The sequence below is a fragment of the Candidatus Solirubrobacter pratensis genome (genome assembly GCF_000425945.1).
In the GTDB taxonomy this organism is placed as follows: domain Bacteria; phylum Actinomycetota; class Thermoleophilia; order Solirubrobacterales; family Solirubrobacteraceae; genus Solirubrobacter; species Solirubrobacter pratensis.
On the sequence record NZ_KE384480.1, the window covers coordinates 529997 to 542784 of the forward strand.

Annotated in this window: 9 protein-coding genes; 6 read left to right on the forward strand and 3 right to left on the reverse strand. The window is 74.5% G+C overall.

The annotated features are described in order from the left end of the window. Positions 1-9 precede the first annotated feature (9 nt). Positions 10-1221 (forward strand): ROK family transcriptional regulator, encoded by a 1212-nt coding sequence (locus H958_RS40700; RefSeq protein ID WP_037411505.1) that lies wholly within the window; start codon positions 10-12, stop codon positions 1219-1221. A 79-nt stretch (positions 1222-1300) separates the two neighbouring features. Continuing rightward, a complete protein-coding gene (locus tag H958_RS40705) occupies positions 1301-2500 on the forward strand; it encodes an ROK family transcriptional regulator (RefSeq protein ID WP_051324872.1) in 1200 nt (399 codons plus the stop codon). On the opposite strand, the gene H958_RS0127050 is transcribed toward H958_RS40705, so the two are convergent. Then, complete coding sequence (locus H958_RS0127050) at positions 2497-4116, reverse strand: acyl-CoA mutase large subunit family protein (protein WP_037411815.1); 1620 nt, start codon at positions 4114-4116, stop codon at positions 2497-2499. The two genes, H958_RS40705 and H958_RS0127050, sit on opposite strands and share 4 nt — an antisense overlap. A gap of 22 nt (positions 4117-4138) precedes the next feature. Further along, a complete protein-coding gene (locus H958_RS0127055; RefSeq protein WP_028060936.1) occupies positions 4139-4675 on the reverse strand; it encodes a MarR family winged helix-turn-helix transcriptional regulator in 537 nt (178 codons plus the stop codon). A 49-nt stretch (positions 4676-4724) separates the two neighbouring features. On the opposite strand from H958_RS0127055, the gene H958_RS0127060 reads away from it, so the two are divergent. Beyond that, on the forward strand, positions 4725-5216 hold the full coding sequence (locus H958_RS0127060) for a hypothetical protein (protein WP_156028307.1): 492 nt from the start codon (positions 4725-4727) through the stop codon (positions 5214-5216). 412 nt (positions 5217-5628) lie between these two features. Here H958_RS0127060 and H958_RS0127065 read toward each other — a convergent pair whose 3' ends face one another. Beyond that, on the reverse strand, positions 5629-8007 hold the full coding sequence (locus H958_RS0127065; protein WP_028060938.1) for an SMP-30/gluconolactonase/LRE family protein: 2379 nt from the start codon (positions 8005-8007) through the stop codon (positions 5629-5631). 124 nt (positions 8008-8131) lie between these two features. Between H958_RS0127065 and H958_RS0127070 the strand changes: the two genes are divergently transcribed. From H958_RS0127070 to H958_RS0127080, 3 genes are read left to right on the forward strand one after another with little or no spacing between them, the layout of a single operon-like run. Further along, positions 8132-9154: a dipeptide epimerase gene (locus H958_RS0127070; RefSeq protein WP_028060939.1), complete on the forward strand. Its 1023-nt coding sequence runs from the start codon at positions 8132-8134 to the stop codon at positions 9152-9154. Beyond that, entirely contained in the window at positions 9151-10167 is a 1017-nt protein-coding gene (locus tag H958_RS0127075; RefSeq protein WP_028060940.1) for a DUF1611 domain-containing protein, read from the forward strand. The genes H958_RS0127070 and H958_RS0127075 overlap by 4 nt, the downstream gene beginning before the upstream one ends. Positions 10168-10186: 19 nt before the next feature. Further along, entirely contained in the window at positions 10187-12763 is a 2577-nt protein-coding gene (locus H958_RS0127080; RefSeq protein ID WP_028060941.1) for a bifunctional acetate--CoA ligase family protein/GNAT family N-acetyltransferase, read from the forward strand. Positions 12764-12788 lie beyond the last annotated feature (25 nt).

Below are 12788 nucleotides of genomic sequence, written 5' to 3' on the forward strand. Positions count from 1 at the left end.
AGTTCGAGGATGGAATCAGGCAGCGGATCCCTGGAGGCGCTCCGGGAGGCGAACCGGCTGCGCGTCATCGACGCGCTCCGGCACGAGGGGAGCGCCAGCAGGACCGACCTGGTCCGCATCACGGGCCTCTCGCGCACGACGATCACGACGCTGGTCGGCGACCTGCAGGAGCGCGGCCTGGTGGTCGAGCAGGAGGAGCATGCCGTCGAGCGGCCGGAGCGCCCCGGTCGCGGCCGCCCGCCCGTCCTGCTGCGCCTGGCGCCGTCGGCCGGCGCCGCGCTCGGGCTCGACTTCGGCCACCGCCACGTGCGCGTCGCGGTCGCCGACCTGTCCTCGACGGTGCTGGCGGAGCGGCGCATCGACGTCGATGTCGACGTCGCCGCGGCGACCGCGCTCGATGCCGCCGCCGGGCTGGTGGAGGAGGTCCTGCGCGAGGCCGGCGTGGACCGCGCGCAGGTCGTCGGTGCCGGGATGGGCCTGCCGGGGCCGATCGACCGCCGCACGGGCACCGTCGGCTCCTCGGTGATCCTGCCGGGCTGGGCGGGGGTGCACGCCGCCGAAGAGCTCGCGCGCCGGATCGACTTCCACGTGGAGGTCGACAACGACGCCAACCTCGGCGCCCTGGCCGAGTTCTCGCTCGGTGCCGGGCGCGGAATGCAGGACATGGTCTACGTCAAGGTCTCCTCGGGGATCGGCGCCGGCCTCGTGCTCGGCGGGCGGCTGCACCACGGCGCGACCGGCATCGCAGGGGAGATCGGGCACGTGCAGGTGCGCGCCGACGGCGCCGTATGCCGCTGCGGCAACCGCGGCTGCCTGGAGACCGTGGCGTCCGGCCCGGCGCTGTTGAACGTGCTGCGCCCCGTCCACGACGAGAGCCTGACGCTGGCCGGGATGCTCGAGCTGGCAGCGGCCGGGGACCTCGGCACGCAGCGCGTGATCAACGACGCGGGCCGCGCCATCGGCCAGGCGCTGGGCGATCTCTGCAACTCGCTGAACCCGTCGATGATCGTCGTCGGCGGCGACGTCAGCGCGGCTGGCGCCCCGCTGCTCGACGGCATCCGCGAGACCGTCGACCGCTACGCGCAGCCGGGTGCCGCGCAGGCCGTGACCGTCACGCGCGGCGTGCTCGGCGAGCGCGCCGAGGTGCTCGGCGCGCTGACGCTGGTGATCGCCGACACGGAGCGGCTGCGCTCGGTCGGACTCGCCGCATTGGTGTCATAACTCGTCATTTATCGGCGCCGGCCACCCCGTACTCATTCGGTGCCTTGACTCAAAGGCGGTCGTGCGAAAGGGTCCTCGGGTGGGGTCGCTGGAGGATCTGCGGGAGCTGAACCGGCTGCGCGTCGTGGACGAGCTGCGGCTGCGCGGAAGCGCCAGCCGCGGGGAGATCGCCGCGGCGACGGGTCTCTCGCGCACGACCGTCACGACGCTGGTCGCCGACCTGCAGCAGCGCGGGCTGGTGATCGAGATCCCGGGCGAGCGCCATGCGCGCGGGCGACCGCCGCTGCACCTGCGCCTGGACGCGCTCGCGGGCGCCGCCCTGGGCGTCGACTTCGGCCACCGCCACGTGCGCGTCGCGGTCGCCGACCTCTCGTCGACGGTGCTCGAGGAGCGCCGCGTCGAGCTCGACGTCGACGGCTCGGCGGCCGCGGCCCTGGACGTCGCGGCCGCGCTCTCGCTCGAGCTGCTCGCACGCGCGGGCATCGATCCCGCGCGCGTCGTCGGTGCGGGCATGGGTCTACCGGGCCCGCTCGACGCGCGCACCGCGCGGGTCGGCTCCGCCATGATCCTGCGCGGCTGGGCGGGGCTGCATGCGGCGCGCGAGCTCGAGCGGCGCCTCGGCGTGCCGGTCTCCGTCGACAACGACGCGAACCTCGGCGCGCTGGCCGAGACGTCGCTCGGCGCCGGGCGCGGCATGCGGGACGTCATCTACGTGAAGGTCTCGTCGGGGATCGGCGCGGGACTGGTGGCCGGCGGGCGGCTGCACCACGGCGCGACGGGGATCGCCGGGGAGATCGGCCACGTCCGGGTGCGCGAGGACGGCGCGGTGTGCCGCTGCGGCAACCGCGGCTGCCTGGAGACCGTGGCCTCGGCGCCGGCCCTGTTGGAATCGCTGCGCCCGGCCTATGGGAGCGACTTGACGGTGCGTGGGATGCTCGACCTCGCGGTCGGCGGCAACCTCGGCGCCCAGCGCGTGATCGAGGACGCCGGCCGGGCGATCGGCCGCGCCGTCGCGGACCTCTGCAACTCGCTCAATCCCGAAGCGGTGATCGTCGGCGGCGAGCTGAGCGCAGCCGGCGCCGCGCTGGTGCACGGCATCCGCGAGTCGGTCGACCGCTACGCGCAGCCGGGCGCCGCCGAGGCCGTGCGCGTGCTGGCGGGCCGGCTGGGCGAGCGCGCCGAGGTGCTCGGGGCGCTCACGCTCGTGATCGGCGACACCGAGCGCCTGAGCTCGGCCGGCCTGGCGCCGCTGCGCGACGCGCGGGCCGTGCCTGTCTAGAACACCGGCACTTCGGTGTACGAGCCCCACACCGTCTGCAGCGCCTCGACGATCTCGCCTTCGGTCGTGTGCAGCCGGGCGGCGTCGAGCAGGAACGGCATCAGGTTCGTCCGCTCCTGCGCCGCGGCCTGCTTGAGCGCGGCCAGCGCGTTCTCGACCGCGGCGCCGTCGCGCGCGGCCCGGACCGCCTGCACGCGCCCCACCTGCTTGCGCTCGAGCGCGGGATCGATGTGCAGGATCGGGGTCTCGGCGTCGTCGCCCTCGGTGTAGCCGTTGACGCCGACGAGGATGCGCTTGCGGGTGTCGTAGTCGAGCTGGAGCTCGTACGCCGCATCGGCGATCTCGCGCTGGGGGAATGACCGCTTGACCGCCTCGACCATGCCGCCGAGCTCGTCGATCTTGGCGAAGTAGTCGTAGGCCATCTGCTCCATGCGATCCGTCAGCCCCTCGACGAAGTAGGAGCCGCCGAGCGGGTCGATCGTGTTGGTCACGCCCGTCTCGTGGGCGATGATCTGCTGCGTGCGCAACGCCACGCGCACCGCGTGCTCGGTCGGGAGCGCGAGCGCCTCGTCGAACGAGTTCGTGTGCAGCGACTGGGTTCCCCCAAGCACGCCGGCCAGTGCCTCGATCGCCGTGCGGGCGATGTTGTTCAGCGGCTGCTGCGCGGTCAGCGACACGCCGGCCGTCTGCGTGTGGAAGCGCATCAGCCACGAGCGCGGGTTCTTGGCGCCGTAGGTCTCGCGCAGCTCGCGCGCCCAGATGCGGCGCGCGGCGCGGTACTTGGCGATCTCCTCGAAGAAGTCGATGTGCGCGTTGAAGAAGAAGCTCAGCCGCGGCGCGAAGTCGTCGACGTCGAGCCCGCGCTCGATCGCCTGCTCGACGTAGGTCAGTCCGTCCTTGAGCGTGAACGCGAGCTCCTGGGCCGCCGTCGAGCCGGCCTCGCGGATGTGGTAGCCGGAGATCGAGACCGGGTGCCAGCGCGGCGTGTTGTACGTCGACCACTCGACCAGGTCGCCCAGCAGGCGCATCGCCGGGTCGACCGGGAAGCACCATTCCTTCTGGGCGATGTACTCCTTGAGGATGTCGGCCTGGATCGTGCCGCCCAGGCGGTCCGCCGGGACGCCGGCGCGCTCGGCGGCCGCGACGTAGAACGCCATCATGATCGCCGCCGGCGCGTTGATCGTCATCGAGACGGTGACCTTGCCGAGGTCGATGCCGGCGAACAGCGTCTGCATGTCGTCGACCGTGTCGATCGCGACGCCCTCGCGCCCGACCTCGCCGAGCGAGCGCTGGTGGTCGGAGTCGTGCCCCATCAGCGACGGCATGTCGAACGCGGTCGAGAGCCCGGTCTGCCCGTGGTCGAGCAGGTAGCGGAAGCGCTCGTTGGTCTCCTCCGCGGTGCCGAAGCCGGCGAACTGCCGCATCGTCCACAGGCGCCCGCGGTACATCGACGGATACACGCCGCGCGTGAACGGATACTCGCCCGGAACGCCGATCTGATCGGCAGCCGGGAGGTCGGCCTCGGTGTAGAGCGGCCGGATCGGCTCGCCCGAGAGCGTCGTGAACGGGACGTCGCGCTCAGGCGTCGCCGCGTACTTGCGCTGCCACTCGTTCAGATCCCCAGGCGGGATCGCGGTATCAGGAGGAATTGCGATAGTCGGATGATCGCATATCCGTGAAGTCACCCTCCGATGCGCGCACGCGCTCGAGGATCGACGACAGCCGCTCGAGGTCCTCATCGGGCAGCGGGCGCATGCCGAAGGCGAACTCGTTCAGCGCCTCCGTCGCCTTGCGGGCCGTCTCCCGGCCGGCCTCCGTGATCTCGGCGAGCGTGGTGCGGCGGTCGGTCGGGTGCGGCTCGCGCGTGACCAGCCCGGAGCGCTCCAGCTGGTCGATGATGTTGGTCACGCTCGTGCGGTGGACCTGCAGGCGCACGCCCATCTTCCCGAGCGGGAGCGAGCCGCGGCGGCTGAAGTACAGGAGCATCAGCGCCTCGTAGCGGGGGAACGTGAGCCCGAACGGCTTCAGCACGCCGTTCAGCCGCGCCAGCAGGATCTGCTGGACGCGCATGATCGAGGTCACGGCGCTCATGGATGGGCCGGGCGCCTCGCCCCAGCGCTCGGTCCACTGGCGGCGGGCCTCGGCGATCGGGTCGAAAGGGAGGCTGTCTGACATGTCTCGCGGGCCAATCTGTCACACGCCCCGGACTCATACGTAGGACCTGGTGGATGCGCACCGACGCGGAGCTGCTGGGCGCCGACTTCGGCGCGGCCGCTGCGAGTCGGTGCGCGGCTCGGCGATCGCCTGGCTGCTCGCGATCGCGCGCAACCTCCTGCTCGACGCGGCCCGCCGCGGGCGCGTCGCGGACGCGGCGCGGCTGAAGCTCGGGATCGCGCCGATCTCACTCGACGACGAGGCGCTGGAGCGGATCGAGGCGCGCGGGCGCGTCGACGTCGAGGCGTCGCTCGCGCGGCTGCCGGAGCCACAGCGGGTCGCGATGGTCAAGCGCGAGTCGCGTTCTGTCGCGCCCCGGCGGGCTCGCCGGTCACGAGCGATCATCGCCGGGGGCGCGATCGCGCACGAACGCCCATCGGCGCGCAGGGAATCCGGGGGGTGCCTCACGAACCTTCGAACTATTCGAAGGTTCGTAGGGCACCCGCTTGCGGCATCGCCGAAAGCGATCATCCCGTCCTCGCGGGCCGCGCAGGCGAACTGACCCGCTCCCTTACCAGCGCAGCTCGCCGGCCCGAGAGCGCGAGCCCGCGGAGATTTGCGGCTGCCACGCAGTTCGCCGGCCCGAGGGCGGGCCTGCGGAGACGCCGCGGCCGCTCCACGGCCGAGAACTGCGCGGTGAGGGGACCGCGGGTCTGTCTCGCCCGCCGGGCTCGCCGGTCACGAGCGATCATCGCCGGCGGCGCGATCGCGCACGAACGCCCATCGCCGCGCACGGAATCCGGGGGTGCCTCACGAGCCGATCGCCCGCCGGACGCGCGCTGCGCCATCGGCGCGAGGCCGCTGCCGCACCAGCGCGCCGTCGCCGCCCGCCTGCTCATGGCGATCAGGACGCGGCCGGCGATCGCGCCGTCCTCCCTCACCCGCGCGACGACCGTCTATTACCTCGGCCGCACTCAGCGCGCGACCGTGAAGCGGACGGTGAGCGGGCCGACGCGGTTGCCGTCGCTGTCCAGCGCCGTGACCGCGAGCCGATAGGCGCCGCGGCGCAGGGTGCGGCCGGCGAAGCGGCGGGTGAGCGTGAAGGCGTACGAGCCGGCGCCGGCCCGCAGCGAGCGCTTCCCGGGCAGCGTCGCGAAGCGCGTGCAGCGGCGATGCAGCGAGCGGCGGGGGAGGACGCAGCGCGAGCCGCTGCGGCGGCCCTTGCGCGCGGCCTGCACGGTGACCGTCAGGCTCGCGGGCCGCGTGAGCCGCAGCGTGACGCGGGCGCGGCGGCGCAGCGAGCGCGGCACGATCCGAAGACCGCTCAGGCGGACGGCAGCGGCCGGCGGCGGCGGAGGCGGCGGCGCAGGCGGCGGGGCCGCGACGAAGGAGGCGCTCGAGGTCTGGTCGCCGCTCATCGTGACCGTGCACGTGAGCGCGAGCCCGGTGCACGCGCCGCTCCAGCCCGTGAACATGCTGCCCGGCTCCGCGGCAGCGGTCAGGGTGACCGCGCCGCCGGGGCCGAAGTGCTGCGAGCAGTCCGTGGCGCACTGGATCCCCGGCGGGTTGCTGGTGACGCGCCCGCGCGTGATCGCGTCGACCGCCACCGTGAGCTGCGGCGGACGCGGCACCGCGACGCCCGCCTCGTCGAAGCGCAGCACGCGGTTGTTGCCCGAGTCGGCGACCAGCAGCGTGCGGCCGTCGGCACTGAGCGCGAGCCCCGCCGCGCCGGCGACCTGGCCGGCCCCCGGCCCTTCGGCGGCGATCGTCGTCGTCGCGCCGCCGGAGACCTTCACCACGCGCCGCGCCTCGGCCACGTAGAGGGCGCCGCCTCCCGCGGCGAGGCCGGTGGGATGGTCCCAGGCGCCGGGAACCGCAGCTCCGTCCCTGAACACGCCCGTGTCGTCCGCGAAGTAGACCGTGGAGCCGTCGCACGCGACCGCGCTCGGGTTCGAGAGCCCGGAGTACGTCGCTCCGCCGAGCTGCTGCACCACGCCGTGGCCCGTGTCGGCGATCACCACGCCGCAACCCCCGGCGGCGATCGCGCGCGGGCCGGCGAGCCCGCCGATCGTCTGGAGCACCGCTCCGTCCGGGGTGATCTCGACCACCCGGTCGTTGCCGGTGTCGGCCACCCACACGTTCCCCGCCTGGTCGTACGCGACGCCCTGCGGGAGCAGGAACTGGCCGCCGGCGGCGCCGCCGGTCGCGAAGCCCGTCGACTGGCTGACGAGCCCGTACTGACCCGCGTAGGCGCCGTCAGGCCCGAAGCGCTCGATCCGGTGGTCGAACGTGTCCGCGACCGTCACGCCGCCGTCGGGCGCGAAGGCGACGCCGCGCGGGCGCGTGACGTAGCCCGGCCCGCGGCCCTGGATGCCCCACGCGGCGACGAGGTTGCCGGCCGGGTCGAGCTCCTGCACGCGGTTGTTGGCCGTGTCGGCCACGACCACGCCGCCGCGCGGATCGTCCGCCAGCGCCCCGACGGAGCGGACGATCGCGAACTGGCCCGGAACGCCGCGCCCGCCGCGTCCGAAGGCCCCCAGGACGCCGAGGCTTCCGGCGTCGAACACGTCGACGCGGTCGTTGAGGTTGTCGGCGACATAGAGCCGGTTCGGCGTGGAGGCGTCGACCGCGACGTCATAGGGGTTACGGAACTGGCCGGCGCCGGTGCCGTAGCTGCCGGTCTGGGCGACGAACGCGAGCGTGCGCGGGTCGAGCACGACGATCCGCTGGTTGTCGTCGTCGGCCACGTAGAGCCGCGTGCCGGCGGGGTCGAGCGCGACGCCCTGGGGGTTGTTGAGCCCGAGCCCGCTGCTGAACGCCGGCGTGCCGAACGCGGCGCCGTCGAACGGGACGCGGACGACGCGGTCGAACCCCGGGTCCACGACGTAGACGGCGCCCGCGCCCACCGCCACTCCGCCCGCGCTGATCCCGTTGCCGGTGGCCGGATCCCCGCCCAGCGCGTCGATCACCGAGCGGTCGCCCCAGCTCGCGAGGTACGCGCCGGAGGGCGAGAAGACCTGCACGCGGTCGTTCTCGGAGTCGAGCACGAACACCCGTCCCGCGCGGTCGGTCGCGACGCCGCCGACGACGCCGAGCCGGCCCGGCTCGCGCGCCAGCGCCCGGTAGCCGAACGAGAAGCGGAAGTCGCCTCCCGCTCCATAGACGCCGACGCGGCCGCCGTACTCGTCGCCGACGAGCACGGTCTGGCCGCCGGGGGCATACGCGAGCGCCTGCGGGAACCGGAAGACGCCGGGCCCGTTGGCGGGCTCGCCGACCTCGGACGGCGTCATGGCCGCCGACGCCGGCGGGGCGAGCAGTGCGACCGCGATGAGCGCAGCGAGGAGCGACCTCACGCACCCCTCAACCGGCGTCCCCCGCCGGAGTCGCGGCAGCGTGCGAGCGTTGGCGCCGTGCCGTGCCTGTCGTTCTCATCGTCCTCAGCGCAGACGCGGGCGGCGGGCGATACCGTCGCGGCTGATGTTGCGCACTGAAACGCACGTTCTCGCGCTCCGCGAGACCTTCCAGATCGCCCGCGGTGCCGCGGACGAAGAGCCGGTCGTCGCGGTCGAGCTCGAGCACGACGGCGTCCTCGCCCGCGGCGAGGGCGCGCCGGTGGACTACTGGGGCGAGACGACAGGCACGATGCGCGAGGCGCTCGAGGCCGAGGGCGAGGCACTGCTCGGCGACGACCTGTTCGCGCTGGAGGACATCAGCGCGCGGCTGAAGGCCTGGGACGGGCCGCAGGGGGCGAAGATGGCGCTCGACGGCGCGCTGCACGACTGGCTCGGCCGCCGCGTCGGCCAGCCGCTGCGCCACCTGCTCGGCACCGCTCGCGTGACGCCGCCGACCTCCTACACGATCGGGATCGACAGCGTCGAGGGGACGGCCGACCGCACGCGCCGGGCGACCGGCTACGAGGTGCTCAAGGTCAAGGTCGGCGGGCCGGGCGACCTCGAGCGGCTGCGCGCGGTGCGCGCCGAGACCGGCGCGCGGATCCGCATCGACGGCAACGAAGGCTGGGACATCGACACGGCGCGCGACCTGACGCCGGACCTGATCGAGCTCGGCGTCGAGTTCGTCGAGCAGCCCTTCCCGGCTGCGGACCTCGACTCCTTCCGCGCGTACCGCGCGCTGGAGCCGCGCCTGCCGGTCCTGATCGACGAGGGCTGCAAGGACCTCGGCTCGGTCGCCGGGATCGCCGGCTACGCCGACGGGATCGCCGGCTACGCCGACGGGATCGTCATCAAGCTCTCCAAGTGCGGCGGGATCCGCGAGGCGCTGCGGATGATCCACGCCGCCCGCGCGCTGGACCTGAAGGTCATGCTCGGGTGCATGATCGAGTCCGAGCTGGGTATCGCCCAGGCCGCGCAGCTCGGCTCGCTGGCCGACTACATCGACCTCGACGGCCACCTGCTGATCTCGTCGCGGCCGTTCTCGGGCCTCGGGCTGCAGGACGGCCGGCTGGTGCTCTCCGACGGTCCCGGGCTGGGCGTCCAATGAAGCTCGCGCTGTTCACCGACGGGCTCTTCGACGAGTCCAGCGCGAAGACCGCGCACGGCATCCTGCGCTACGGCGAGCGCGAGGTCGTCGCCGTCGTCGACGTGAAGTCCGCGGGGCGGCTCGCGAACGAGGTCGTTCCCTACGCGCGCCGGCCGGTGCCGATCGTGGCCGGCGTGGCGGATGCCGTGCGGCTCGGCGCCGACACGCTGGTGATCGGCGTCGCGCCGATGGGCGGCGCGCTGACGGCCGGCTGGCGCGCCGTGCTGCTGGAGGCGATCGCCGCCGGGCTCGACCTCGAGGCCGGCCTGCACACGGTCCTCTCCGAGGATCCCGAGATCGCGGCGGCGGCGGCCGCCGCCGGCGTCCAGCTGCGCGACCTGCGCGCCGCGCCGCCGGACCTGTCGGTGCCGAGCGGCACGCGGCCGGACGTGCGCGTCGTCCACACGCTCGGGTCTGACTGCGCGATCGGGAAGATGTCGGTCACGCTCGAGCTCGACGCCATCGCCCGCGCACGCGGGCTGCGCTCGGCGTTCGTCGCGACCGGCCAGACCGGGATCGCGATCACCGGCTGGGGGATCGCCGTCGACCACGTGATCTCGGACTTCGTCAACGGCGCCGCCGCGCGGCTCGTGGAGGAGGGCGCCAAGCGGGCGGACCTGCTGTTCGTCGAGGGCCAGGGCGCGCTCGGGCATCCCGCGTACTCCGCCGTCACGCTCGGGCTCCTGCACGGCTGCCGGCCCGACGCGCTGATCCTCTGCCACCGCGCCGGGGCGACGCACAACGACGACTACCCGGAGCTGCCGATCCCGCCGCTGACGGAGCTGATCGCGCGCTGCGAGACCGCCGCGGGCTGGCTGCGCCCCGCAAAGGTCGCGGCGATCGCGCTGAACACGCGCGGGCTGAGCGACGCGGAGGCGCGGGCGGCGATCGAGGCGGCGGCGTCGGAGACGGGCCTGCCCGCCGGCGATCCGGTGCGCTTCGGCGGCGACGAGCTGCTCGACGCCGTGCTGTGAATCCGTACGCTTGGCGGGAATGGCGGCGACGGACGTCCACATCGCCCTGCGGGACGGCTCGACCGCCCGCGTCCGCCCGGTCGTGCCCGGCGACGCCCCGGCGCTGCGCGACTTCCTCGCCGGCCTGTCGGAGAACTCGCGCTGGCTGCGCTACTTCACGCTCGGCGTCGACCTCGACGCCGCGGCGCAGCGTGCCGCGGCGGGCGACCGGCCGGAGGGCTATGGCCTGATCGTCACGACCGGCGCCGACGATCGCGTCGTCGCCCACGCCGTCTTCGAGGTCGAGCGGCCGGAGCGCGCGGAGATCGCGTTCGCGGTCGCCGACGAGATGCAGGGGCGCGGGCTGGCGACCGTCCTGCTCGCCCACCTCGCGCAGATCGCGTCCGCACGCGGGATCGAGGAGTTCACGGCGACGGTGCTGCCGGAGAACCGGCGCATGATCAGCGTCTTCCGCGAGTCGGGCTTCCGGGTGCGCGTGCACGCGTCGCCCGACGGGATCGAGGTCGAGTTCCCGACCGAGCTGGGCGACGACGCGCTCGTGCGCTTCGAGGACCGCGACCGCGTCGCCGCCGTCGCGGCGGTCGAGCGGATCGTGCGCCCGCGCTCGGTCGCGGTCGTCGGCGCGTCGCGGCGCCCGGACTCCTTCGGCGGGCTCACGTTCGCGCACGCGCTCGCGGCCGGCTTCCGCGGCGAGCTGTACCCGGTCAATCCGAACGTCGACTTCATCGGCAGCCGGCAGGCGAGCCCGTCGGTGCTGGAGACGCCCGGCCACGTCGACCTGGCGATCGTCGCCGTGCCGGCGGAGACCGTCCCGTCCGTCGCGCACGACTGCGCGCAGGCCGGCGTCGCCGGGCTCGTCGTGATCACGGCGGGCTTCGCCGAGGCGGGCGCGGAGGGGGAGGCGCGGCTCGCGGCGCTGCTGGACGCGTGCCGCGCCGGCGGGATGCGGCTCGTCGGGCCGAACTGCATGGGCGTCGTCAACACCGATCCGGAGGTGCGGCTGAGCGCGACCTTCGCGCGCGCGGACGTGCCGGCCGGCACCGTCGGCTTCGCGTCCCAGAGCGGCGCGTTCGGGGCCGCAGCGATCGACGGCGTCACGCGCCGCGGGATCGGGCTCTCGACGTTCGTCTCCTTCGGCGACAAGGCCGACCTCTCCAGCAACGACTGGCTCCAGTACTGGGAGCAGGATCGGGCCACCAGCGTGGTGGCGCTGTACCTGGAGTCGTTCGGCAACCCGCGCAAGTTCGGCCGCGTCGCGCGCCGGGTCGCACGGGCCAAGCCGGTGCTCGCGATCAAGGCCGGGCGGACGTCGCCGGGGGCGCGCCGCGCGAGCTCGCACACGGGCGCGCTGCTGGCCGCCACCGACACCGCGGTCGACGCGCTGTTCGCGAGCGCGGGCGTGATCCGCTGCGACGGGCTGGACGACCTGCTCGACGCGGCCGCCCTGCTCGCCGAACAGCCGCTGCCGCGCGGCGGGCGGGTCGGGATCGTCGCCAACGCCCGCGGGCCGGCGGTGGTGTGCGGAGACGCCTGCGCGGACGCGGGCCTGGAGGTCGTGTGCAGCGTCCAGCTCGGCACGACCGAGACGCTGGAGCGCTTCCGTGCGGCCGTCGAGGCGGTCGACGCCGACGCGGTGATCGCGATCTTCGTCGAGCACATCAGAGCGGACGCCGAGGAGGCCGCCGAGGCGCTCGCGGCGACGCGGCTCGACGCGCCGCTGCTGGCGGTGTTCATGACGCCGGGGCCGCTGCCGGAGGTGCTGCGCGGCGCCGCCAAGATCCCCGCGTTCGCCGCGCCGGAGGCCGCCGCCCGCGCGCTCGGCCGCGCCGTCGCCTACGTGCGCTGGCGCGAGTCGGCGCCGCCCGAGCCCGCGCCGCTGGAGGACGTCGATCCCGACACCGCCGCCGCCGTGCTCGCCCGCGCGCTCGCCCACGGCGGCGGCTGGCTTGGGCCGGAGGACGTCGAGGCGCTCCTGCGCGCGTATGGCGTGTGGTTCATCGACCAGCGGCGCGCCGACTCGCCCGCCGCGGCGGCGCGGGCGGCCGCGGGCCTGGGCGGCACGGTGGCGCTGAAGGCGGTCGTCCCGGACCTGATCCACAAGGCGCGCGCCGGCGCCGTGCGGCTGCACCTGCACGGGCAGGGCGCGATCCGCCGGGCGGCGAACGAACTGCACGAGCGCTTCGGGGACCTCGACGGCTACGTCGTCCAGCGGATGGCCGAGCCGGGCGTCGAGATGCTCGTCGGCGTGCTCGCCGACGAGCGCTTCGGACCGGTCGTCGCGTGCGCCGCGGGCGGTGAGGCGGTGCAGGAGATCGCCGACGTCCAGGTCCGGCTCGCGCCGATCGCGCCTGAGCAGGCGATCGAGATGATCGGCGGGCTGCGGACCGCGGCGCTGCTGCAGCGCGCGGGCGCGGACATCGACGCGCTGGCCGACATGATCGTCCGCGTGGCGGCGCTCGCTGACGCCCACCCTGCGATCGCCGAGCTCGACTGCAACCCGGTGATCGCCTCCCCGCGCGGCGCGCTCGCCGTCGACGCCCGCGTGCGGGTCGCGCCGCCGGCCGTCCAGCCGCCCTTCCCGGCGCTCGGCCGATGAAGCGGATCCGCCTGCTGGACGCCGA

What these genes read in the sequence shown, in the direction of transcription:
- H958_RS40700 (WP_037411505.1), top strand. Translation starts at nt 10, where the DNA reads ATGGAATCAGGCAGCGGATCCCTGGAGGCGCTCCGGGAGGCGAACCGG.
- H958_RS0127055 (WP_028060936.1), bottom strand. Translation starts at nt 4,675, where the DNA reads ATGTCAGACAGCCTCCCTTTCGACCCGATCGCCGAGGCCCGCCGCCAG.
- H958_RS0127070 (WP_028060939.1), top strand. Translation starts at nt 8,132, where the DNA reads ATGTTGCGCACTGAAACGCACGTTCTCGCGCTCCGCGAGACCTTCCAG.
- H958_RS0127075 (WP_028060940.1), top strand. Translation starts at nt 9,151, where the DNA reads ATGAAGCTCGCGCTGTTCACCGACGGGCTCTTCGACGAGTCCAGCGCG.
- H958_RS0127080 (WP_028060941.1), top strand. Translation starts at nt 10,187, where the DNA reads ATGGCGGCGACGGACGTCCACATCGCCCTGCGGGACGGCTCGACCGCC.